Raw genomic sequence first — 21,610 nt, 5'->3', positions numbered from 1 at the left:
AAGAATGCCGGAGATGAAAGCCCTACTGGTAGAAGACGAACAGCGAATAGCCAGCTTTGTTTGCAGCGGATTGCGCGAGCAAGGCTTCCTTGTGGACCATTGCGAAGATGGGAACCTGGGGTATGACTATGCCCTGTCACGCCAGTACGACATCATCCTGCTCGACATCATGGTGCCGGGCCGCGATGGCCTGGCGATCCTGAAAGCGCTGCGCCGCGACGGTCGCGACACGCCTGTGATCCTGCTGACCGCACGCAATGAACTGGACGACCGCCTGCAAGGCCTGAACCTGGGCGCCGACGATTACCTGGCTAAGCCCTTCTATATGGAAGAACTGGTGGCGCGCATCCACGCCCTGCGGCGGCGCGTGAGCGGCGAACGGCAGAACGTGCTCACCGCCGGCCCGCTCAAGCTGGACCGCCTGGCGCGCGTTGCCCGCCTGGATGGCCGCGAGGTCGAACTCACCAGCCGCGAATTCAACCTGATGGAATACCTGATGCGTGCGCCTGGCCGGGTCTACACCCGCACCCAGATCCTGGAGCATGTGTGGGGCTACGACTTCGACCCGCAAACCAATATGGTGGACGTCTGCATCCAGCGCCTGCGCAAAAAGCTCGCCCTGCCCGAGCATGTCGCCATTGAAGCGGTGCGCGGCGTCGGCTACCGCCTGCGCAAGCCGGACGGCGAAGCATGACAGCGGCGCGCCGCCCCTTCATCCGATCCTTCCGCTTGCGGGTGGCGCTGACCACCGGCGGCTTGGCAATGGCCGTGGTGATCGTGCTGTTCATCGTCGCTTCCCTCACCCTGTTGAACCGGCGTGCGGCCATTATCGACCGCATCATGGTGGCGCAATTGGCGGGTCCGGGCTTCGGCGCCTCGCCGGTACCGCTATGGCCAGCCATTGACGCCCACTTGAACGCCAGCTTCAGCGGCTTTGCCCCGGAGGGCGACAACGAGAAATTCGCGATCATGCGCGCGGTCGACGACAAGCGCGGCGTGATGTACCAGAGCCCCAACTGGCCCACTTCCTTGCTGGTGCCGGAAGCGGGCGACAGCGAACTGCGTACTTATTATGGCGGCGGACGGCAATGGCGCATCGGCGAAGTCCGGCGAGGCAATGTGCTGGTGCAGCTGGGTGTCAACACCACGCTATCGGAAGCGCAGCTGATCGTCACCATCAAGCGCTTTGGCGCAATCGTCGCCCTGCTTTGCCTGCTGGTTGCAAGCGTGGCCTGGTACCTGGCCGGTAAAGCCATGCGGCCGATCGAACACCTGACCGGCGTGATGGAGCGCATCCGCGCCAGCGATATGCGCCAGCGAGTGGCGGCCGATGAAGAGGTGCTGGAATTCGAACGCCTGGTCACGGTCTTCAACGACATGCTGGACCGGCTTGACCGCAGCTTCCAACAGTCGGCGCGTTTCTCCGGCGACGCCGCGCATGAATTACGCACTCCGGTCTCGATCCTGCAGGGCGAACTGGAACGCGCTTTCGAGCGGGCCGGCGACGATCCGGAACTGGAACAGGCCCTGGCCGATATGCTGGATGAAGTGCGGCGCCTGGATAACGTCGTGCGCAAGCTGCTGATGCTGTCGCGCGCCGATGCCGGCCAGTTGCAGATCCCGACGCAGCCGCTGGACCTGGCGCCGATGCTGCGCGAACTGGCCGACGACCTGGACATGATGGCGCCCGACCGTCCGCTGCGCCTCGACCTGCCGCCGCGCATGGACACCGAGGGCGACGCCGACCTGCTGCGCCAGGTACTGCAAAACCTGGCCAGCAATGCGGTCAAATATGGCCTGTCCGAAGGCTGGATTGCGATCAAGGGGCGCCTGAGCGGCAATACCTGGCAAATTGAAGTGTCCAACGCCTCGGCCGGCATTGCCTTTGAGCAACGAGAGCGGCTATTTGACCGTTTCTACCGCGCCGACCACGCCTATAACCGCCGCGTTTCCGGCGTCGGACTGGGCCTGGCCCTGGCCCGGGAAATCGCCCGCGCCCATGGCGGAGAACTGCGGCTGGCAGACTGCAGCACGGCGGAAGTCAGCTTCAGCCTGACCCTGCCAGCCCTGCCTTCGCGCGCCTAGTTATCAATCAAACATTCTTAATATCGAATTAACGATTGATCGAGCGCAAAGAAATTCGCTTGAAAAGGGAAAGTGTCGTCCCTATAATTGTTGGCACTCGTTAGCCGAGAGTGCTAACAACTGTCAATAAACCGAGTAAAAGGAGTTTTGTATGAACCTTCGCCCTTTGCATGACCGCGTCATCGTCAAACGCCTGGACCAGGAAACCAAGACCGCGTCCGGCCTGATCATCCCTGATGCAGCTGCTGAAAAACCAGACCAGGGTGAAGTGCTGGCAGTTGGCAACGGCAAAGTTGCTGACAACGGCACCGTGCGTGCTCTGGAAGTAAAAGTGGGCGACCGCGTTCTGTTCGGCAAATACGCCGGCCAAGCCGTCAAAGTAGACGGCCAGGAACTGCTGGTAATGCGCGAAGAAGACATCATGGCCGTGGTTCAGAAGTAATCACAGCCCCAGTCATTTAGACAAATACAGAATTCAGGAGAAATCAAACATGGCAGCTAAAGAAGTCATTTTCGGCGATTCCGCACGTGCCAAGATGGTCGAAGGCGTGAACATCCTCGCCAACGCAGTTAAAGTCACCCTGGGCCCTAAAGGCCGCAATGTGGTGCTGGAGCGCTCCTTCGGCGCCCCAACCGTCACCAAGGACGGCGTTTCGGTCGCTAAAGAGATCGAACTGAAAGACAAGCTGATGAACATGGGCGCGCAGATGGTTAAGGAAGTCGCTTCCAAGACCTCCGACAACGCCGGTGACGGTACCACCACCGCAACCGTGCTGGCCCAGGCAATCGTCCGCGAAGGCATGAAATACGTTGCCGCCGGCATGAACCCAATGGACCTGAAGCGCGGCATCGACAAGGCAGTTGCTGCCACCGTCGAACAGCTGAAGACCATGTCCAAGCCAACCACCACCTCCAAGGAAATCGCCCAGGTTGGCGCGATCTCCGCCAACTCGGAAACCTCGATCGGCGACCGTATCGCTGAAGCGATGGAAAAAGTGGGCAAGGAAGGCGTCATCACCGTTGAAGACGGCAAGTCCCTGCACGACGAGCTGGATATCGTGGAAGGTATGCAGTTCGACCGCGGCTACCTGTCCCCATACTTCATCAACAACCAAGAGAAGCAAGTTGCCGTACTGGAGAACCCATTCGTTCTGCTGTGCGACAAGAAGATCGCCAACATCCGCGACCTGCTGCCAGTACTGGAGCAAGTTGCTAAAGCCGGCCGTCCGCTGCTGATCATCGCAGAAGACATCGAAGGCGAAGCACTGGCGACCCTGGTGGTCAACAACATCCGCGGCATCCTGAAGACCTGCGCAGTGAAAGCCCCTGGCTTCGGCGACCGTCGCAAGGCAATGCTGGAAGACATCGCCATCCTGACCGGCGGCCAGGTAGTGGCTGAAGAAGTCGGCCTGACCCTGGAAAAAGCCACCCTGGCAGAACTGGGCCAAGCCAAGCGTATCGAAGTGGGCAAGGAAAACACCATCGTCATCGACGGCGCAGGCGAAGCTTCCGCAATCGAAGGCCGCGTGGCGCAGATCCGCACCCAGATCGACGGCGCGACCTCCGACTACGACCGCGAAAAACTGCAAGAGCGCGTGGCCAAGCTGGCCGGCGGCGTTGCCGTGATCAAGGTTGGCGCAGCCACCGAAGTCGAAATGAAAGAAAAGAAAGCACGTGTTGAAGACGCACTGCACGCAACTCGCGCAGCTGTGGAAGAAGGCATTGTGCCAGGCGGCGGCGTAGCCCTGCTGCGCGCTCGCGCTTCCCTGAACGTGAAAGGCGACAACGCCGACCAGGACGCAGGTATCAAGATCGTCCTGCGCGCAATGGAAGAGCCGCTGCGCATGATCGTCACCAACGCCGGCGAAGAAGCATCGGTCGTTGTGAACGCAGTGCTGGCTGGTTCCGGCAACTACGGCTACAACGCTGCCAACGGCACCTACGGCGACATGGTTGAAATGGGCGTTCTGGATCCAGCTAAAGTAACCCGCTCGGCCCTGCAAAACGCAGCGTCGATCGCCGGCCTGATGCTGACCACCGACTGCATGGTTGCTGAAGTCGTAGAAGACAAAGCTGCCGGCGGCATGGGCGGTATGGGTGGCATGGGCGGCATGGGTGGCATGGACGGCATGATGTAATCAGCCGGCCGGCTAAGCGCCGACTCACAAAAAATCCCACCTGCCAGAACGCGGCCTCGGCCGCGCTTTGTGCGGGTGGGATTTTTTTATGTACCATGCCTTCATGACAACCGAAACCTCCTCTTGCCCCACCCACGGCGAAAGCGGGCTTGCCTGCGTCTGCAAGCACCTGATCGAAAACCCGATCCAGCGCTGGCACTGCGGCTACCCGGAAGAAGACGAACCATGGCCCGATGCATGGTGTTCCGCCTGCAATGAGCTTCTCGAACGAGAAGGCGAGTGGAATGAGAACAATGAGAACGAGGTTGAGATCCGGATGATTTGCGGCGGCTGCTACGAAGACGGCATCGCGCATAGCATCAAACGCCTCGACGACGAGGCTCTGGCCGAATGGAATAATTACCTGCACGTCCAATGCAGCGCGCTGCAAGCAATGCAAGACGCCATGTCCGAGCGCCTGAAGATCAACGACTATCCACACTGGAATTATTATCAGGACTCTGCGGAGCTGGTTTTCTCCGGCAGCGACCAACTTCCCGACCTCGTAGCCGACATCGAATTCGTCGGCACGCTCTCGACAAGCAGTAATACCTGGATGTGGTCCTGGGCGAATTTCAGCCTGCTCGAACCCGTCCGCTCACGCATCGAAGCTGTGCGCGACTTCGGCGAAGAGCGCGACTTCCCTCACCTCACCGTTCCCAGATGGGCCGCCGATCAGCAAGATGGCTGGCACATGTCCGCCATCGCCGCGCAAACGCTCGGCGCCTTAGGCGCCTACCGCGTACCTTCAGACAACGGCTATATCTTCATGCTCATCTTGTCCGTCAAGCATCGCAATTGACGTGATACAATCTAAGTATATTTTGCACAACTTAGATTACCTTTAAACAACATGAAAAAATTCTTCGCTGCTGCACTCTTCCTCGCCGCTGGCGTCGCCATTGCTGGCCCAGTTGAACTGATCAAGAACGGCGGCTTCGAAAAGAATGGCGTTGGCGCGAATTCCTGGACCGTGAAAAACGCATTGGATGGCTGGAATGTCGGTGCAAATGGTGCGGAAGTTCGCAATAACGTCGCTGGCGCGGCCGAGGAAGGCAGCAATTACCTGGAGCTGGACACCTACAACAACAGCTGGATCAGCCAATCCTTCAATACCGTCGCCGGCAACCAGTACAAGCTGTCCTTCTACTACGCCCCGCGTGAGCACACCGCCGCAGCCACCAACGGCATCGACGTGTACTGGAACGGCAACCTGCTGCTGCATAAAGCGCAGGACAACTTCACATCGATCACGAGCTGGACCAAAGTTGAACTGTCGATGTTCGCAGTTGGCAACCTGTCCACCCTGCAGTTCCAGGCAAGCGGCAATAGTGACGGCTACGGCGGCTCGCTGGACAATGTGTCCCTGACCACCAATGTGCCTGAACCGGGCACGCTGGCCGCGATGCTGCTGGGACTGGGAATGCTGGGATTCACCCTGCGCCGCCGCCAGCAATAATCAGGAATTACCCCTTATGAAAGCCTGCAAGGTTTACGCCTTGCAGGCTTTCTCATATGGCTCGCCAATCTGTTAGTATTGGCGCACTTTAACCGCTGGGGTGCGCTCCACATGACCTCTTCCCGTAAATCCGCTGTCGCCGGTGCTGTTGCCGGTCTCCTGGTCGCCGCTGCCGGCGCATGGTATGTAAGTAATCACAAATCTGAGGCGGCGACTGCAGCGGTTTCGACGGATGTCGCGACCGTATCGCCAGCCGCGAAAGCGGCGGTGAGTCGCGAGCAGGCGGTGGAAAAACTGATGGCATTACCGGAACTGAAGCACTGGGCCGATGCCGTCGAAAAACGCAGCGAAGGCCTGCGCCATGGCGCCTTGATCGAAACCGACTCAAAGCCGCGCGACGTGAACGGCAAGCCCTACTACCAGCTCACCTTCGTGGAAAACGGCGACGACATGGCGCAGGCCATGGCCAGCTTCCTGGTGTCGTACACGAATGGCGAAATCCTGGTCGAAGACGATATCAGCGGCGACCTGCTGCCGCTCGATCAATGGCGCAAGAGCCTGAAGAACTAAGCCATGTACACCCTCTACTACGGCAAAGGTGCTGCAAGCCTGGCGGTCCACGCGGCGCTGAAAGAAATCGGCGTGCCCTATGAACTGGCTGAAATCGACCTGGATGCTGGCCAGCAGCGCAGCCCCGAATATCTGCGCCTCAACCCGCGCGGCAAGGTCCCTACCCTGATCATCGACGGCAAGCCATTCCACGAATCGGCAGCCCTGATGTTGATGCTGGCCGAGCGCCACCCGCATTCAAACCTGGCGCCGCCTGCCGGTTCGCTGGCGCGGGCGGAGTGGTATGAGCTGGCGGTAACGCTGGCAAATGAGCTGGGCAACAATTTCCGCCTGTGGTTCTATCCGACCGAGATTGCCGGCGCCAATGACGACCGGGCAGTGCGCAGCGCGATCCAGCAGCGCATCGAATCGATGTGGGCGACACTGGACGCGCGCCTGACCGATAATGGCCCCTACCTGCTGGGTGACACATTCTCCGGCGTGGACCTGATGCTGACCATGTATATGCGCTGGTCGCGTAATATGCCGCGCCCCGCAACGGCCTGGCCGGCCCTGCAAAAATATGCCGACATGATGCGCGCTCGCCCAAGCTGGCGCCACGTAACGGAAGTAGAAGCTTTAACTGGATGGTAAAAGATGTTCAAGAAGTTGTTTGCGGCGTTCAGCGCCAAATCCAAGATTCGCGCTGATGCGCCGTACGGCACGGAGGAATTGAACACCGTGCACAACATGCTGTTCGCCGACGATGTAGGCCAGTTGTTCGGCGAAGCACCTGACCTGCGCGTGGTGCAAGCCATTGCGCAAGACGTCAACGAAGAATCCCGCGTCCGCTTGCTCGCAGCACAATGGCTGCGCGCCAACGGCCATATGCCCGCGGCACCGGAAGTACTGGGCGTGGTGATTGAAGTACCACTCGACGGCAGCATGGATACACTGGCCGCTTATGCCGACGGGCGTGTTCGCTACATCAACCAGTCCGGCCGCGCTGCCGTATTCGAAGGCACCCCGCCCGAAGTGGCGGAACAGGCGAAAGCCCTGGTGGCCATCGCGATTCCGGCCTTCATCAAGGCTAAGGTCCAAAAGCCGGCCTTTGCGCCGGGCGCGGGCCAGTTGCGCTTCACCTTCCTGTCACAGGACGGCAACCGCGTGATGGAAGGCTTTTTCAGCGATATCGTACGCGACGAACTGGCCAAGTCCGTGCTCGAACAAGGCCAGCGCTTGCTGGACCTTGTAGTCAAGCAGGGGAACGAGCAGTAAGCGCCGCGGGTGCGCTCTGCACCCGCCCGATCCACCACACCGCAAAGAGGATCAGCAGCGACGCGACGACGCCGATAGTGTCGTAGCCGAGGATGTGTCCTGCCGCATCGGTGTGCACCATCATGCCGCCCGCAAAGGCGCCAATACCCGTCCCCATCTGCTGGATTGCCGAATTCGCGCTCAGGAATGCGCCGCGCTTTTGCGGTTCAGGGATCGTGGTCAGCAGCGCCTGCAGCGGCACAAAACGGCCCGACATTGCCACCATAAAGAACGGGAAGAACAGCATCACCGCCAGCAGCGGAATCTGCGGCATATGCGTCATGAACAGTGTCGGCGCAATCGAGAACAGCGCCACCCAGCGGAATACGCGATGCTTGCCGGCGCGGTCCGACCAGCCGCCAATCAGGCGTGAGCTGAACAGCGTCGCAATGCCGCCGCACAGGTAGACGTAGCTGATTTGCGCCGGTGCGATGCCAAGGTTCCCCACCAGCATAGGCGAAATGAAGGGAATCACCATCATGCCGCTGACCGTGACCACGAAGGTCAGGAGGAAGCCGCGCAAATGGGCGCCTACCTTGAACAGGCCAATCAACTCGGGCAACACGCGCGCCAGCGGCACCGGGGTATTCGCCAGGTGCGCGGTCATCGATGGCAAGGTGCGCGTTGCCACCGCCCACACCAGCATCGACAGCACCACCAGCAGGTAGAACGGCGATTGCCAGCCGAAGTGTGCGCCCAGCATGACGCCGATCGGCACGCCGGCAATAGCAGCCATGCTGAAGGAAGTCATCACGACGCCGGTCGCGGCGCCGCGCCGCTCCTGCGGAATCAGGTCGGCAATAATGGACATGCTGATCGCACCGAGTACACCGCCCGTCATGCCGGCAAAGGCGCGCGACAGCAACAGCACGTGGAAGTTCGGCGCGAGGGCACAGGCCAGGTTGGACAAATTGAACAGCATGAACATCGACAGCTGCAGCTTCTTGCGGTCGAAGCGATCGGCATAAGTCGCCGCCAGCAAGCCGGAAAGACCGGCGCACCAGGCGTAAGCCGATACGGCGCCGGAAACCTGGGCGGCGCTGATCGAGAATGCCCGCATCAATTGCGGTGCGAGCGGCATCATGACCATAAAGTCCATGATGACGGTGAACTGGATGAACGCCAGCAGCCATAGGACTGTGCGTTCGCGTTGCGGAGTGAGTGTCAGTGGCATCAGCTTAAATTGTTAATTTCGTTGATAGCGCGCTTGAGAATAGCGCGGATCGCGTCAACGTGCTCGCGGGTGGTCCGAGGGCCCCGGCCGCGAGTAATGACGGCGTCTTTCAAGGCATGCATCAAGGTACGCAGGTCGCCGCCATCCTCGCCCCGGGCGTTTTCCACCAGGCGCGCCATGTAGGCATCCACCATAATGCGGTTCTCGTCGAGGAACTGCTGCCCTTCCGGCAAGATCGAATACAACTTCTTGTTGCCATCCTTGACGATGTCGACGTGGCCCATGTCGGCCATCATGGACAGCAGCGGATAGATGGCGCCCGGACTGGGCGTATAGCTACCGCCGGTCAGCGTTTCCAGCTCCTTGATGATTTCGTAGCCGTGGCGCGGCTTGTCGGCGATCAGTTGCAGCACGACGTAGCGCATGGCGCCGGCGTCGAACATTTTCGGCCCGCGCCCGCCGCCGCCGCGCTGGTGATGATGGTGTTCATGGTGCAGCCGATGATGGCCGCGGAAGAAATGGAACATAGCTTCCCTCCCGGAAGTTAAGATATATCGCAATAAGATATATCGTAAACTATTCCAGCGGGATTGCAAGCATAAAAAAAGTCGGGGTCAGGTCGAGCAATCGGACATTTCGCTGCGCGAAATGTCCGATTGCTCGACCTGACCCCGACTTTATATTTGCCAGTTAGTTGTCGAGATGGGAGATCTGCAGGCGGCGGCTTTCCTGCACTACGCCGTTCGCTTTGTGCTCCAGCACCAGCTCGGCGTTCTGCTCGTCCAGCGAGATGCCGACCGATAGCACGTCGATCAGCAACAGCTGCAGGATACGCGAGATCATCGACAGGAAGGAGCTGCTGTCTTCCGAGTGGTCGACCGCCAGGCAGACCGTGGCTTTCTTTGCCAGCGGTGACTGGCTGCTCGTGATTGCGATAACGTCGGCGCCGGCATTGCGGGCGGCGTCGACAGCTTCGACCAGCTCCGGCAGCTTGCCGGAATTGGAGATCGCGATCACCACGTCGCCCGGTTTCAGCAGCTCGGCGGCCAGTTTGAACAGGTGCGAGTCGCCATACGCCGCGGTCGGGATGCGGAAGCGGAAGAACTTGTGCTGGCCATCCAGCGCCACTACGCGCGAATTGCCCATGGCGTAAAACTCGACCTTCTTGGCCTTGGACAGCAGCTCGATGGCGCGGTCCAGCGAGTGCACGTCCATCTGATCGCGAAATTTCAGGATCGCGGAGACGGTATTGTCGATCACTTTGGCACTCAGGTCGTGCGTGCTGTCGGAAACCCGCACCTGGCTGTGGCGCACCGGGATGGCGCCTGTCAGGCTGGAGGCGAATTTCAGCTTGAAGTCGGCCAGGCCCTGGAAACCTAGCGAGCGGCAGAAGCGGATCACGGTCGGCTGCGACACTTCGGCCAGGCGGGCGATGTCGGCAATCGGTTCATTCAGCACCAGGCGCGGTTGCTCGATCACCAGCTGCGCCACGCGCTGCTCGGCCGGCGTCAGCTCCGACTTCAGCGACTGCACACGTTCCATCAGTGTGTTGGCGCCGGTGCGGCCGCGCAGATGCTCGGACAGAATCGTGGCCACGCCGTAGAACGCAGGGTTCGCGGCGGTGATCACATAGGTCGGGATTTCGGCCAGGTAGGACGAGAAACGGCCCTTGGCTTCAAAACGGGTGCGGAATGGCGATTCCTTGAACCATTCGCCCATGCGCGGCACGATGCCGCCCCCGATGAAGATGCCGCCGAAGGAGCCCAGCGTCACCGCCAGGTTGGCCGCCGCGCCGCCCAGCATGGCGCAGAAGCATTCCAGCACTTCGATACAGAGTTCGTTCTTATCCTTCATCGCACCGGCGATGATCTGCTGCGAAGTCAGGTCGCGCACTGTCAGGCCGTTGCGGCGCGCGAGGGCGCGGTAGATGATTTCCATGCCAGGGCCGGAAATCAGGCGTTCGTTCGATACGTGGGGCCAGGTTTGCCAGGCGTATTGCAGGATCGCGTATTCGCGTTCATCAGCCGGGGCAAAGTTAGTGTGGCCGCCTTCCGAACCGAGTGTCACAAATCCGTCGGTGGTAGGGATCACGCCGGAGCAGCCAAGGCCGGTACCAGGGCCCAGCACGCCGATCACGGAGTTTTGGGCCGGGGAGCCGCCACCAACCTGCATCAGGTCATCGGCTTTGAAACCGGGGATTGCCATGGCCAGCGCGGTGAAGTCGTTCACCACCAGCAGCGTGTGCAGGCCCAATTCGCGCCGCACTTCGTCGGTGGAGAATTGCCAGTCGCGGTTGGTCATGCGAATGAAATCGCCGTGGACCGGGTTGGCCAGCGCCAGCGCGCCGTGATTGAGGGTGATGCCGCCGTGGTCGGCCAGATAGCTGCGCAGCAGCGGGACGATGCCGGTGAAGTCGTCGCATTGCAGCACGCGGACGGCTTTGAATTCGCCAGGCGCCGTTTGCAAGGCCAGGCGCGCATGGGTGGCGCCAATATCGGCCAGCAGGCGGGGGCCGTCCGCAAAAGCGGAGCGGTTGGCTTTTGGGTCTGCCACTATCTGTTTCATTGTATTTTTTACGTTTTAGATAACGCCCTAAAGGCGGGAGGATACCCTAAAACCCGGCAGGCGGGGTCAGACCCATCCACTGCAGGCTGCGCTGACTGGGTCAGACCCTTGGGTCTGACCCGGATTTACCGGGTTCAGGCGGCAAATCCAAACCAAGCCCCGTACCCCGGCAGCTGAACAACATCATCAACCACCTCGCCCGGCAAGCCTGGCTGCTCCAGCTTCTGCGCGCCTTTGGCTGCAGGCAGCGCAAAATTCACCGGCGCCGCCCCCAGGTTGAACACAGCGATCAGGCTGCGCTCCCCCTCCAGGTCGCGCCGCAGCGCCAGCACTGGCTCCGGCGCATCATAAAACAGGATGTCGCCGCACGTCAGCTGCGGCATCGTCTTACGCCAAGCAATCATACGGCGCGCAAAATTCAGCGGCGATGAAGGATCCGCTTCCTGCACCGATGCCGCAATCGCCTTATGCTCCTCCGCCACCGGCAGCCATGGCGTACCGGTGGTGAAGCCGCCGTGCTGGCCGTTGGTCCAGGCAATCGGAGTACGGCAGCCATCGCGCCCCTTGAATTCAGGCCAGAAGGTCTTGCCGTACGGGTCTTGGATCAGCTCATACGGCACGTCGGCTTCGCTGAACGCCAGCTCGTCGCCCTGGTACAAGCAAGGCGTGCCTTTCAGCGACAGCTGCATGGCCAGCACCAGCTTGGCAAAAGCCGCCTGGTTGCTCATGCCGTTCCAGCGCGTCACCACCCGCACTGCGTCGTGGTTGCCGACCGACCAGGATGGCTGGCCTTCCTTGACGCGTGCCTGGAAATCCTCCACCTGCTTGCGGATATGGCCTGCGCTGCTGTCGGCGGTCAGCAGGTTGAAGCTGTAGGCCATATGCAGCTTGTCGCCGCCTGCCATATATTCAGCCATCACTGCCAGCGCATCGTCCGCGCCCACTTCGCCGATCGCCACGGCGCCATATTCGTCCAGCAGCTTGCGCACTTTCTCCAGGAAGGCGACGTTTTCCGGCTGCGTCTTGTCGTGGATATGGGCCTGCATGCCGTAAGGGTTGGCGTCGCTTACCGTGGAAGTGTCGCGCACCAGTGCCGGCGGGTTGCTGCGCAGCTGGCGGTCATGGAAGTGGAAGTTGCAGGCGTCCATACGCACGCCATCCACGCCACGCTTGAGCCAGAATCGCAGCGCATCCAGGTGCGCCTGCTGCACTTCCGGATTGTGGAAGTTCAGGTCAGGCTGGCTGACCAGGAAGTTGTGCATGTAGTACTGCTTGCGGCGAGAATCCCATTGCCAGGACGAGCCGCCGAACACGGACAGCCAGTTATTAGGCGGATTCCCGTCCGGCAGCGGATCGGCCCATACATACCAGTCGGATTTCGGGTTGTCGCGCGAGGAGCGGCTCTCTTTGAACCACGGGTGGTCTTCGGAGGTGTGGGACATGACCTGGTCGATCATGATCTTCAGGCCCAGGCTGTGCGCCTTGGCGATCATCTTGTCGAAATCGGCCAGGGTGCCGAACATCGGGTCGACGTCGCAGTAATCGGCCACGTCGTAGCCGAAATCGCGCATCGGGGATCTGAAGAAGGGCGAGATCCAGATGATGTCCACACCCAGCTTGGCAATGTAGTCGAGGCGATCGGTGATGCCATTCAGGTCGCCGATGCCGTCACCGTTGGTATCCAGGTAGCTGCGAGGGTAAACCTGATAAATGATTGCTTCGTTCCACCAAGGTGTGCTCATATGCCTAATCCCGATCAAAAACAATTATGTAGATAATATACATCATGAATGGGGGAACATCAAATACTATGATTCCTTAAAAATCAGTAACTTACGATTTTTCACGTAGTTAAACTACACGTAAGTGAATCCAGTAGTTGCCAAGGCAGGTCCGTTCGCATAGGATCGCGCCCATTATTCGAAACGGGAGACCTCATGTCGACGCAAGAACTGGATCAGGGTAACGGGCCGATGCCCCGGCAAATCCCGTACATCATTACCAACGAGGCTTGCGAGCGCTTCAGCTTTTACGGGATGCGCAATATCCTGGTGCCGTTCCTGATCAGCACCCTTCTGCTGTTCATTCCATCGGAACACCGCGCCGGCGAAGCGAAGCACGTGTTCCACACCTTCGTGATCGGCGTGTACTTCTTCCCGCTGCTGGGCGGCTGGCTGTCCGACCGATTCTTCGGCAAATACAACACCGTGTTCTGGTTCTCGCTGATTTACTGCGCGGGACATGCCTGCCTGGCGCTGTTCGAGAGCAACCTGCAGGGCTTTTACTTTGGCCTGTTCCTGATCGCCTTTGGTTCTGGCGGCATCAAGCCACTGGTGGTGTCCTTTGTCGGCGACCAGTTCGACCAGACCAATAAGAAGAAGGCCAAAGTGGTGTTTGACGCCTTCTACTGGAGCATCAACTTCGGCTCCTTCTTCGCTTCCCTGCTGATGCCGATCTTCCTGAAGGACTTTGGTGCAGCGGTTGCATTCGGAATTCCCGGCATCCTGATGTTCATTGCCACGCTGGTGTTCTGGTCGGGCCGCAAAAAATATGTGCACGTGCCGCCGGCGGAACCAAGCAAGGATTCCTTTACCCGCGTCGCCAAGACCGCCTTGATGTCGACGGCGCCTGGCCAGTCCCGCCCAGGCCTGACGGTCGCCTTGATCGGGGTGGCCGCCGCGCTGGTTTCGCTGGCGATGACGCCCTCCTGGGGCTTCGTCATTGCAGCCTGTACCGCGCTGGTGCTGGTGATGGCTTTCGGCGGCATCGGCACATCGATGCAGCTGGAACGCGCACGCGGCAAGCATAGCGACGAGGCGGTGGATGGCGTACGAGCAGTGCTGCGCATCTTCATCGTGTTCGCCATGGTGACGCCGTTCTGGTCCCTGTTCGACCAGAAGGCTTCTACCTGGATCGTGCAGGCCAACGATATGGTGCACCCGACTTACGAATTCCTGGGCTGGTCGTTCTCCTTCGTACCGGCGCAGATGCAGGCCCTGAACCCGCTGCTGGTGATGCTGCTGATCCCCTTCAATAACATCGCCCTCTTCCCGCTGCTGCGCAAAATTGGCATCGAACCGACGCCGTTGCGCCGCATGGGCACCGGCATCTTCGTCTCCGCACTGGCATGGGTGGTGATTGGTACGCTGCAGGTGGTGATGGATGGCGGCACGCCGGTGTCGATGGCCTGGCAGATCCTGCCGTATGCCCTGCTGACTTTCGGCGAGGTGCTGGTGTCCGCGACCGGTCTGGAATTCGCCTACTCGCAAGCGCCTGCATCGATGAAGGGAGTGATCATGGCGCTGTGGTACCTGGCGGTCACCGTCGGCAACCTGTGGGTGCTTATCCTGAACGCGGGCGTGAAGAATGACGCCGTGTCCGCCTACATCGCCACCACCGGCTTCTCGGTCATGGCCTTCCAGATGTACTTCTTCGCCGGCTTCGCGGCACTGGTGGCGGGCTGCTTCGCACTGTACGCGTTGCGCTACAAGATGGTGGACTACTACCGTAAGGAAGCGGAACCGCAAGTCTGCTACGGCACCACGCCGGAACCACAGAAGGCGTGATCCCTCCGCGAGTCCGCTTCGGCGGACTCGCCGCCTAGCCGAAGACTTGCTTCAGTGAGGGAGCCTCGAGGACCGCAGCGCCCCACGCCGCCAGTTGCTCTTCGCTTGCCTTGGCCAGTTTTTTACGAACAGCGGCGGGAAGCGAGCCAAAGCGCAGGACTAACAGTCTTTCCAGAAGCTCGGCAGCACCTTCTTGCCGCCCTTCTTGCAGTCCTTTCTTCCGCCCCTTATCGATGAACGACTGTTCCAATGGACTAATCCATTCCACTTTGCACTTCCTTTCCAAGCGAAGAATAGCTCGCCAGTATCGTTCCTGCTGAGGTTCCGGCAAAGCCATCATCCAGTTAATTACCTTGAATAAAGCGATTATGCGCCGTTTGCTCCAGCGGCGTTGGTAGCCGCGAGCAGCGCCAAACTGGCCGCATCGCGCTGCGCTTGCACCTCGATATGCACAAGCACCCACTGCGCGACGCCGTTCCGCAGATGTACTTCAACCAGCTTATCGGCCATCACATCGCGGGCGTTGACACCTAAATCGATTTTGGCCAATTCCTTGTCGCGAAAGCGCGGCCGCTTTTTCCAGTCTATCTGGGTGCAAAGTTCTGGAAAGTAGAACGATATGAAGGCGTGGAAGCCATGCCCGAGCGCTGCCTTCCACGGCGAATCGTATTGAAGGGTTGGCGCAGTGTTTCGCATTCGGCCACTCTACAAGTGTGACGCGACAGCTCGCATTGAGAAAACGCAACCGCAGCCGCAATGCGGCGAAAATCCGCACAAGCCGTGGCGGGATTCCGGAATTCCGCCGCAGCGCCCGCTGTCGCGCAGGGCGGTGGCTCAATAAAATCAAACACTTGCAGCATTCCAATTTTCTGGCATGGAAGCTGCTAAATGCTGGTCAAAACAACCTTTATCCAGGAGACCAGCATGACCAAGCTTAAACTTGCATCCCTCGTCGTGGCCGCAGCTTTCGCCACCGCCGCCAATGCCCAGGAAGTTGTCCGTCTCGGCAATCTGAAATTCGCGCACTACGGCGCCGTCTCGTATATCAAGGAAATCGCGCCGAAGTGCGGCATCAAGGTCGAAGAACATGTCTTCGCCAAGGGGCCGGACGTGATGCAGGCCATCCTGGCGGGCGAGCTCGATGTCGGCGCGACCGCGTCGGAAGCCGCCATCCAGGGCCGCGCCAATGGCGCCCCGATTTATGTAGTCGCCGGTTTCGCCAAAGGTGGCGCGCGGCTGGTCGCGCGCCCCGACAGCGGCATCAAGTCGATCAAGGAACTGAAAGGCAAGAAGGTCGGCGTAACGCGTGGCGGCATCCACGAAGTGCTGCTGGCCGCCGAACTGTCGCAGGCTGGCCTGACCTTCTCCGACCAGCCAGGCAAGGACGTGCAGCTGGTGTTCCTGGCCTTTGCGGACCTGAACCAGGCCCTGCTCGGCAAGAACCTGGACGCGATCATGCAATCGGAACCGCAATCCTCGCAAGCCATCAACAAGGGCTACGGCATGGAAGTCATGAAGCCGTATGACACCCCGATCGGCGAACCAGTGCGCACCATGGTGATGAGCGAAAAGTTCTACACCACCCGCCGCGCCACCGCGGCCAAGTTCATGAGCTGCTTCGTGCAGGCCACCAAGACCTTCATCGAGGACAAGCCGACCGCTGAAAAATACGTGCGCAACGTGATCTTCAAGGGCCAGATCACCGCCGACGATTTCCAGGACGCGATCGCCAACTCGCCGTACACCTACGACATCACCCCGCAGCACATCCAGGTCACCACCGACGTGATGAACAAGAGCGGCGTGGGCAAAATGCGCAAGGCGCCGGTGGCGACCGAATGGGTCAAGACCGACCTGCTGGACGAGGCCAAGAAAAGCCTGAACATCAAATAAGTCGAGGCTCATCATGGCAAAACTCAATTTACGCCAGCTTGCCGCTGGCTCCGTGGTGCCCGTGGCGGTCATCGCCTTATGGCAGTTATGCGCGTCCCTGGAGTGGATTAATCCGCAAGTGCTGCCCTCCCCTTGGGCAGTGGTGACCAAATGGGTGGAATACCTGCTGCCGCTGCAGCCTTACGATCCTGCCGCCACGTCCTGGCTGGCGTGGGCATTTTCCGGCGAGCTCATTGGCGACACCGTCGCAAGCATGTACCGCGTGCTGGTCGGCTTTGCCGTCGGCGCCGGACTGGCCCTGCCGTTTGGCCTGGTCATGGGGTCGAGCAAGCGTATGTATGACTGGCTCAATCCCCTGCTGCAGGTCCTGCGCCCGATTCCGCCGATCGCCTACATTCCGCTGGCGATACTGTGGTTCGGCCTGGGCAACGCGCCGGCCGTGTTCCTGATCGCGCTGGGTGCTTTCTTCCCGGTGCTGATGAATACCATCGCCGGCGTGCGCCAGGTGGACGGCATCTACGTTCGCGCGGCGCGCAACCTGGGCGTCAGCCAGCGCACCATGTTTGTCCGCGTGATGCTGCCTGCCGCCGTGCCTTACATCCTGTCCGGCGTGCGTATCGGCATCGGCACCGCGTTCATCGTGGTGATCGTGTCGGAAATGATCGCTGTGAACAACGGACTTGGTTTCCGTATCCTCGAAGCGCGCGAGTATTTCTGGTCGGACAAGATCATCGCCGGCATGATTAGCATTGGCCTGCTTGGCCTGGCGATCGATATTGGCATGAACAAGCTGAATAACCATTTGCTGCGCTGGCACCGCGGCCTGGAGAACTAAGATGAGCGCAACCCATATCGACGTCAAACACGTCAACAAGGTATTCAAGACCGACAACCGCGAAGTGGTGGCGCTGCGCGACATCAACCTGCAAATCCCGCAGGGGCAGTTCGTCTGCCTGCTGGGTCCATCGGGCTGCGGCAAATCGACTTTGCTGAATGCGATCGCCGGCTTCTCGCTGCCTTCCAGCGGCGAGATCACTGCCGACGGTCAGCTGATCACCGGCCCTGGCCCGGAGCGCGGCATGGTGTTCCAGGAATATGCGCTCTTCCCGTGGATGACGGTGGAGAAGAATATCGCGTTCGGCCTGGAGGTGAAGGGCATGGCCGCCGAGGAAATCAAACAGCGCGTCGACCAGCTGCTGTCCATGCTGTCGCTGTCGGACTTCCGCAACCGCTATCCGAAAGACCTGTCGGGCGGTATGCGCCAGCGCGTGGCGATTGCGCGCGTGCTGGCGCTCGATTCGCCGATCATGCTGATGGATGAACCATTTGGCGCATTGGATGCGCTGACCCGCCGCAACCTGCAGGATGAATTGCTGCGTATCTGGTCGGAGCTGAAGAAGACCATTATCTTTGTGACGCACAGTATTGAAGAAGCGATTTACCTCGCGGACCGGATTGTGGTGATGACTTATCGTCCGGGTACGGTGAAGCGCGACATGATTGTGGAGCTGCCACGCCTGCGCGATCCTGCGTCGGCTGAATTCAATGCGCTCAAGCGTGAGCTGGGCGCGTTGGTGATGGAAGAACAGCAGCGGCATCACAACGACGAGATGCGCATGGCGGCAGTTGACTAAAACCAACACGCGACGGCTGCCGGCCAGTGTCTGACCCTGCGGGTCAGACACTGCTTTACCGGTTTAAAATGTCGCCTATGCGCAAACCCCACCTCCTGCTCTACCCCGCCGCCGCTATCATCATCGCGGCCGCCTACATGCTCGGCGCGCAGCGCGCCGGCAACGAGCAGCTGGCGCAAGGCCAACGCCAGCTTCAACTCATGGCGCCCGAACTGCAATCCGTGCTGGAACGCTTCGAAACCCTCCCCTTCGTCCTGGCCCAGCAACCCGACCTGCCCAACGCCCTGGCCCACCCCGGCGACCAGCAAGCCATCACGCGCCTCAACGAAACCCTGCAAACCATCCAGCAGCAAGCCAAAGTCGGCGCACTCTATCTGATGGACCGCAACGGCCTGACGCTCGGCGCCAGCAACTGGGACCAGCCCCTCGGCTTCGCAGGCAAGAACTTCTCCTACCGCCCCTACTTCCAGGCCGCCTTGAAAGGCGAGGCAGGCCGTTTCTATGGCATTGGCACCAGCACCAGCGAAGCCGGCTACTTCATCGCCCAACCGGTGCGCAGGCAAGGCGACATCGATGGCGTGATCGCGGTCAAGATCAGCCTCGGCGAACTGGAACGCAACTGGAGCAGCAGTGAAGACCCAATCGTACTGGCGGACCGCCATGGCGTGATCTTCCTCAGCAACCGTCCCGCATGGCGCTATCACAGCCTGGAAAAGCTTCCCCCCTCAGCCCTTGCGGAACTGGCCAGCACGCAGCAATACACAGGCCGCGAAGTCACTCCGCTGGCGCGCAATCCGGGCCCGCGCGTCACCCAGGAAGTGGGCCGCCTTGGCTGGCAGCTGATGATTTTTCCGAACCAGCTGCGCGTCGTTCGCAGCGGCATCAACTGGGCGCTAGCGGCTGCACTGCTGCTGGCGTGCGGTGGCGTATCTTATTGGGCCATGCACCAGCGCCAGCGCCGCCGCGAAGAACGGTTGGCCTTTGACCGCGAACTGGAATCGCGCATCGCCCAGCGCACGCAGCAACTGAGCGAAACGAACCGCATCCTGCGCACGACGCAGAATGAGCTTGTGCAGGCCGGAAAACTGGCCATGCTCGGCCAGATGGCTGCCGGCATGACGCATGAACTGAACCAGCCCCTGGCTGCAATCCGCGCCTTCGCCGACAACGCGCGCACCTTCCTGGATCGCGGCCAGCCGGAGCAGGCTGCGAACAACCTTGGTCACATCGGCGACGCCAGCGCGCGCATGGGCGCGATCATCAGCCAGCTGAAAGGCTTCGCGCGCAAGGACGAAACTGTCGGACCGGTGGAACTGGGGCGCGCTGTGCGCAGTTCGGCCTTCCTTCTGGAGAGCGAATGCAAGCGATGCAATGTGGTGCTGGAGATCGACACTAATGCCGCGCCGCTCACCGTAGCAGGCGACACGGTGCGCATCGAACAAGTGCTGATTAACCTGCTGCGCAATGCCCTCGATGCTGTAGAAGGCCGGCCGCAGCCGCGCGTGTCGGTGGCGCTATCGCGAGAAAGCAGCGATGGCGTAGCACGCATTACCGACAGCGGCGCAGGCATTCCGCAGGAAGTGGCCGCGCACCTGTTCGAGCCCTTCTTTACGACCAAGCCCACCGGGCAAGGACTGGGCCTGGGCCTGGCGATTTCCTCGTCCATTGTGCAGGCCATGAACGGTCGCCTGTCGGCCCGCAATATGGACGGCGGGGGCGCGCAGTTTGAGTTACGCTTACCGCTTATTAAAGAAGGAGCAGCGCGATGAAAGCGCTTTTGGTTGAAGACGAGGCGGCACTGCGCCTGGCCACTTCGCAAACTTTGGAACTCGGCGGCTTCGCCGTGCAGGCTTGCGCCAGCGCCGAGGAAGCGTTGCCTTCGCTGCGCGCCGAATATCCCGGCGTTGTCGTGACCGACGTCCGTTTGCCCGGTATCTCCGGCCTGGATCTGCTGGCGCGCGTCGCTTCAGTCGATGCAGAACTGCCCGTCATCGTGGTCACTGGCCACGGCGATGTCGGGATGGCCGTCGCCGCCATGCGCGCGGGCGCCTACGACTTTATCGAGAAGCCCTTCTCTTCCGAAAGGTTGATGGATGCAGTCAAGCGCGCGCAGGAGCGCCGCAGCCTCGTGTTGGAAAATCGCCAGTTGCGCACTGAACGCGCACAGCATCCCGACATGCCGGACCTCATTGGCCGTTCCGAAGCGATCGAACACCTGAAAGTCGTGGTGCGGAATGTAGCGCCGACCGGCGTGGATATCCTGATCAACGGCCAGACCGGCACCGGCAAGGAAGTTATGGCGCGGCTGATTCACGCGGCCAGTGGCCGCAAGGGTAACTTCGTCGCGATCAATTGCGGCGCGCTGCCGGAGTCGGTGTTCGAAAGCGAGATTTTTGGCCACGAAGCCGGCGCATTCACCGGGGCGCAGAAACGCCGCATCGGCAAGCTGGAATATGCCAACGGCGGAACCGTCTTCCTCGACGAGATCGAGAGCATGCCGATGGCCTTGCAGGTCAAGCTGCTGCGCGTGCTGCAGGAACGGCGCCTGGAGCGGCTTGGCGGGAACGAATCCGTGGCGCTGGATTGCCGCATTGTGGCAGCAAGCAAGGCGGACCTTCTGGCCTTGTCGGGCCAGGGTTTGTTCCGCGAGGACTTGTATTACCGCATTGGCGTGATCAGCGTCGACTTGCCGCGCTTGCGCGACCGAAGGGAAGACATTCCGCTGCTGCTGGCCCACTTCGTCGCCGAGGCGGCCCAACGCTACCAACGTCCCGTGCCGCGCTGGGCGCCGGAGCAGATGGCGGCCTGGCAAGCCGCGGATTGGCCGGGCAACGTGCGGGAGTTGCGCAATTTCGCCGAGCGTTTGACCCTCGGGCTGGCTCCAGCCGCACCGGCGGCAGCTGAAGCACCGGCGAGCAGCATCGCTACCGCCGCGGGCACGCTTGGAGGAAGCGCGGCGGCTGGCGATGCGGACCAGCCTTCGCTGCCGCAGCAGGTCGACGCCTTCGAGCGCGACCTGATCCTGCGTGCGCTGGCGGCCGCTGACAACAATGTCGCGCTGGCCGCAGACCGCTTGCTCCTGCCCCGCAAAACCCTCTACGACAAACTGAAAAAGCATCAGATCCAGCGCGAGTGAAATGTAGTAAAGCTACATATTTTGAGGTAAGATTTCTGTAGCATCACTACTACGG

Annotated in this window: 21 protein-coding genes; 15 read left to right on the top strand and 6 right to left on the bottom strand. The window is 60.7% G+C overall.

Going from position 1 to position 21,610, the window contains the following annotated elements:
• Positions 1-13: 13 nt before the first annotated feature.
• The 9 genes from AC1RTP_RS12560 to AC1RTP_RS12520 all read left to right on the top strand — a co-directional run bounded on the left by AC1RTP_RS12560 (position 14) and on the right by AC1RTP_RS12520 (position 7,548).
• Positions 14-694: a response regulator transcription factor gene (locus AC1RTP_RS12560; RefSeq protein ID WP_498607939.1), complete on the top strand. Its 681-nt coding sequence runs from the start codon at positions 14-16 to the stop codon at positions 692-694.
• Positions 691-2,085, top strand: coding sequence for a sensor histidine kinase (locus AC1RTP_RS12555; RefSeq protein WP_498607937.1), 1,395 nt, complete (start codon positions 691-693; stop codon positions 2,083-2,085). Before AC1RTP_RS12560 ends, AC1RTP_RS12555 begins: the two co-directional genes overlap by 4 nt.
• A gap of 151 nt (positions 2,086-2,236) precedes the next feature.
• A complete protein-coding gene (groES, locus tag AC1RTP_RS12550; protein WP_028101749.1) occupies positions 2,237-2,527 on the top strand; it encodes a co-chaperone GroES in 291 nt (96 codons plus the stop codon).
• A 49-nt stretch (positions 2,528-2,576) separates the two neighbouring features.
• A complete protein-coding gene (groL, locus tag AC1RTP_RS12545) occupies positions 2,577-4,223 on the top strand; it encodes a chaperonin GroEL (RefSeq protein WP_498607935.1) in 1,647 nt (548 codons plus the stop codon).
• An 88-nt stretch (positions 4,224-4,311) separates the two neighbouring features.
• Positions 4,312-5,064 carry a DUF6882 domain-containing protein gene (locus AC1RTP_RS12540; protein WP_498607933.1) on the top strand — a complete coding sequence of 251 codons (753 nt, stop codon included), beginning with the start codon at positions 4,312-4,314 and terminating at the stop codon, positions 5,062-5,064.
• Between the two features lie 51 nt (positions 5,065-5,115).
• Positions 5,116-5,721, top strand: a complete 606-nt coding sequence (locus tag AC1RTP_RS12535) for a DUF642 domain-containing protein (RefSeq protein ID WP_498607931.1) — start codon at positions 5,116-5,118, stop codon at positions 5,719-5,721.
• Between the two features lie 111 nt (positions 5,722-5,832).
• Positions 5,833-6,291 (top strand): hypothetical protein, encoded by a 459-nt coding sequence (locus AC1RTP_RS12530; protein ID WP_498607930.1) that lies wholly within the window; start codon positions 5,833-5,835, stop codon positions 6,289-6,291.
• A 3-nt stretch (positions 6,292-6,294) separates the two neighbouring features.
• On the top strand, positions 6,295-6,924 hold the full coding sequence (locus tag AC1RTP_RS12525) for a glutathione S-transferase family protein (protein ID WP_498607928.1): 630 nt from the start codon (positions 6,295-6,297) through the stop codon (positions 6,922-6,924).
• A gap of 3 nt (positions 6,925-6,927) precedes the next feature.
• Complete coding sequence (locus tag AC1RTP_RS12520; RefSeq protein WP_498607927.1) at positions 6,928-7,548, top strand: hypothetical protein; 621 nt, start codon at positions 6,928-6,930, stop codon at positions 7,546-7,548.
• On the opposite strand, the gene AC1RTP_RS12515 is transcribed toward AC1RTP_RS12520, so the two are convergent.
• From AC1RTP_RS12515 to AC1RTP_RS12500, 4 genes are all read right to left on the bottom strand, one after another.
• Positions 7,526-8,761 (bottom strand): MFS transporter, encoded by a 1,236-nt coding sequence (locus AC1RTP_RS12515; protein WP_498607926.1) that lies wholly within the window; start codon positions 8,759-8,761, stop codon positions 7,526-7,528. The two genes, AC1RTP_RS12520 and AC1RTP_RS12515, sit on opposite strands and share 23 nt — an antisense overlap.
• The gene (locus AC1RTP_RS12510) at positions 8,761-9,288 is read right to left on the bottom strand and encodes a PadR family transcriptional regulator (RefSeq protein ID WP_498607924.1); all 528 of its coding nucleotides are present in this window, start codon (positions 9,286-9,288) and stop codon (positions 8,761-8,763) included. The genes AC1RTP_RS12515 and AC1RTP_RS12510 overlap by 1 nt, the downstream gene beginning before the upstream one ends.
• 163 nt (positions 9,289-9,451) lie before the next feature.
• The gene (locus AC1RTP_RS12505; protein ID WP_498607922.1) at positions 9,452-11,326 is read right to left on the bottom strand and encodes a glucokinase; all 1,875 of its coding nucleotides are present in this window, start codon (positions 11,324-11,326) and stop codon (positions 9,452-9,454) included.
• A gap of 134 nt (positions 11,327-11,460) precedes the next feature.
• A complete protein-coding gene (locus AC1RTP_RS12500; RefSeq protein WP_498607921.1) occupies positions 11,461-13,068 on the bottom strand; it encodes an alpha-glucosidase in 1,608 nt (535 codons plus the stop codon).
• Positions 13,069-13,263: 195 nt separating this feature from the next.
• Between AC1RTP_RS12500 and AC1RTP_RS12495 the strand changes: the two genes are divergently transcribed.
• Positions 13,264-14,892: a POT-type proton-dependent oligopeptide transporter gene (locus tag AC1RTP_RS12495; protein WP_498607920.1), complete on the top strand. Its 1,629-nt coding sequence runs from the start codon at positions 13,264-13,266 to the stop codon at positions 14,890-14,892.
• Positions 14,893-14,926: 34 nt separating this feature from the next.
• Here the strand turns inward: AC1RTP_RS12495 and AC1RTP_RS12490 are convergent, their stop codons facing one another.
• Both AC1RTP_RS12490 and AC1RTP_RS12485 read right to left on the bottom strand, forming a co-directional pair.
• Entirely contained in the window at positions 14,927-15,142 is a 216-nt protein-coding gene (locus AC1RTP_RS12490; RefSeq protein WP_498607919.1) for a DUF4351 domain-containing protein, read from the bottom strand.
• Between the two features lie 116 nt (positions 15,143-15,258).
• Positions 15,259-15,588, bottom strand: a complete 330-nt coding sequence (locus AC1RTP_RS12485; RefSeq protein WP_498607917.1) for a hypothetical protein — start codon at positions 15,586-15,588, stop codon at positions 15,259-15,261.
• Between the two features lie 228 nt (positions 15,589-15,816).
• On the opposite strand from AC1RTP_RS12485, the gene AC1RTP_RS12480 reads away from it, so the two are divergent.
• The 5 genes from AC1RTP_RS12480 to AC1RTP_RS12460 all read left to right on the top strand — a co-directional run bounded on the left by AC1RTP_RS12480 (position 15,817) and on the right by AC1RTP_RS12460 (position 21,555).
• The gene (locus tag AC1RTP_RS12480; protein ID WP_498607915.1) at positions 15,817-16,785 is read left to right on the top strand and encodes an ABC transporter substrate-binding protein; all 969 of its coding nucleotides are present in this window, start codon (positions 15,817-15,819) and stop codon (positions 16,783-16,785) included.
• A gap of 13 nt (positions 16,786-16,798) precedes the next feature.
• Complete coding sequence (locus AC1RTP_RS12475) at positions 16,799-17,620, top strand: ABC transporter permease (protein WP_498607914.1); 822 nt, start codon at positions 16,799-16,801, stop codon at positions 17,618-17,620.
• Position 17,621: 1 nt separating this feature from the next.
• Positions 17,622-18,419 (top strand): ABC transporter ATP-binding protein, encoded by a 798-nt coding sequence (locus AC1RTP_RS12470; protein ID WP_498607912.1) that lies wholly within the window; start codon positions 17,622-17,624, stop codon positions 18,417-18,419.
• A 77-nt stretch (positions 18,420-18,496) separates the two neighbouring features.
• A complete protein-coding gene (locus AC1RTP_RS12465; RefSeq protein ID WP_498607910.1) occupies positions 18,497-20,188 on the top strand; it encodes a sensor histidine kinase in 1,692 nt (563 codons plus the stop codon).
• Entirely contained in the window at positions 20,185-21,555 is a 1,371-nt protein-coding gene (locus AC1RTP_RS12460; RefSeq protein WP_498607908.1) for a sigma-54-dependent transcriptional regulator, read from the top strand. The genes AC1RTP_RS12465 and AC1RTP_RS12460 overlap by 4 nt, the downstream gene beginning before the upstream one ends.
• Positions 21,556-21,610: the final 55 nt, after the last annotated feature.

The organism is Pseudoduganella sp. GW821-FHT11H04 (genome assembly GCF_058807935.1).
The sequence above is the reverse complement of the archived record's forward strand: the minus strand, read 5'-3'. Positions and strand labels throughout refer to the sequence as shown.

What these genes read in the sequence shown, in the direction of transcription:
- AC1RTP_RS12560 (WP_498607939.1), top strand. Translation starts at nt 14, where the DNA reads ATGAAAGCCCTACTGGTAGAAGACGAACAGCGAATAGCCAGCTTTGTT.
- AC1RTP_RS12555 (WP_498607937.1), top strand. Translation starts at nt 691, where the DNA reads ATGACAGCGGCGCGCCGCCCCTTCATCCGATCCTTCCGCTTGCGGGTG.
- groES (WP_028101749.1), top strand. Translation starts at nt 2,237, where the DNA reads ATGAACCTTCGCCCTTTGCATGACCGCGTCATCGTCAAACGCCTGGAC.
- groL (WP_498607935.1), top strand. Translation starts at nt 2,577, where the DNA reads ATGGCAGCTAAAGAAGTCATTTTCGGCGATTCCGCACGTGCCAAGATG.
- AC1RTP_RS12540 (WP_498607933.1), top strand. Translation starts at nt 4,312, where the DNA reads ATGTACCATGCCTTCATGACAACCGAAACCTCCTCTTGCCCCACCCAC.
- AC1RTP_RS12535 (WP_498607931.1), top strand. Translation starts at nt 5,116, where the DNA reads ATGAAAAAATTCTTCGCTGCTGCACTCTTCCTCGCCGCTGGCGTCGCC.
- AC1RTP_RS12530 (WP_498607930.1), top strand. Translation starts at nt 5,833, where the DNA reads ATGACCTCTTCCCGTAAATCCGCTGTCGCCGGTGCTGTTGCCGGTCTC.
- AC1RTP_RS12525 (WP_498607928.1), top strand. Translation starts at nt 6,295, where the DNA reads ATGTACACCCTCTACTACGGCAAAGGTGCTGCAAGCCTGGCGGTCCAC.
- AC1RTP_RS12520 (WP_498607927.1), top strand. Translation starts at nt 6,928, where the DNA reads ATGTTCAAGAAGTTGTTTGCGGCGTTCAGCGCCAAATCCAAGATTCGC.
- AC1RTP_RS12515 (WP_498607926.1), bottom strand. Translation starts at nt 8,761, where the DNA reads ATGCCACTGACACTCACTCCGCAACGCGAACGCACAGTCCTATGGCTG.
- AC1RTP_RS12510 (WP_498607924.1), bottom strand. Translation starts at nt 9,288, where the DNA reads ATGTTCCATTTCTTCCGCGGCCATCATCGGCTGCACCATGAACACCAT.
- AC1RTP_RS12505 (WP_498607922.1), bottom strand. Translation starts at nt 11,326, where the DNA reads ATGAAACAGATAGTGGCAGACCCAAAAGCCAACCGCTCCGCTTTTGCG.
- AC1RTP_RS12500 (WP_498607921.1), bottom strand. Translation starts at nt 13,068, where the DNA reads ATGAGCACACCTTGGTGGAACGAAGCAATCATTTATCAGGTTTACCCT.
- AC1RTP_RS12495 (WP_498607920.1), top strand. Translation starts at nt 13,264, where the DNA reads ATGTCGACGCAAGAACTGGATCAGGGTAACGGGCCGATGCCCCGGCAA.
- AC1RTP_RS12485 (WP_498607917.1), bottom strand. Translation starts at nt 15,588, where the DNA reads ATGCGAAACACTGCGCCAACCCTTCAATACGATTCGCCGTGGAAGGCA.
- AC1RTP_RS12480 (WP_498607915.1), top strand. Translation starts at nt 15,817, where the DNA reads ATGACCAAGCTTAAACTTGCATCCCTCGTCGTGGCCGCAGCTTTCGCC.
- AC1RTP_RS12475 (WP_498607914.1), top strand. Translation starts at nt 16,799, where the DNA reads ATGGCAAAACTCAATTTACGCCAGCTTGCCGCTGGCTCCGTGGTGCCC.
- AC1RTP_RS12470 (WP_498607912.1), top strand. Translation starts at nt 17,622, where the DNA reads ATGAGCGCAACCCATATCGACGTCAAACACGTCAACAAGGTATTCAAG.
- AC1RTP_RS12465 (WP_498607910.1), top strand. Translation starts at nt 18,497, where the DNA reads ATGCGCAAACCCCACCTCCTGCTCTACCCCGCCGCCGCTATCATCATC.
- AC1RTP_RS12460 (WP_498607908.1), top strand. Translation starts at nt 20,185, where the DNA reads ATGAAAGCGCTTTTGGTTGAAGACGAGGCGGCACTGCGCCTGGCCACT.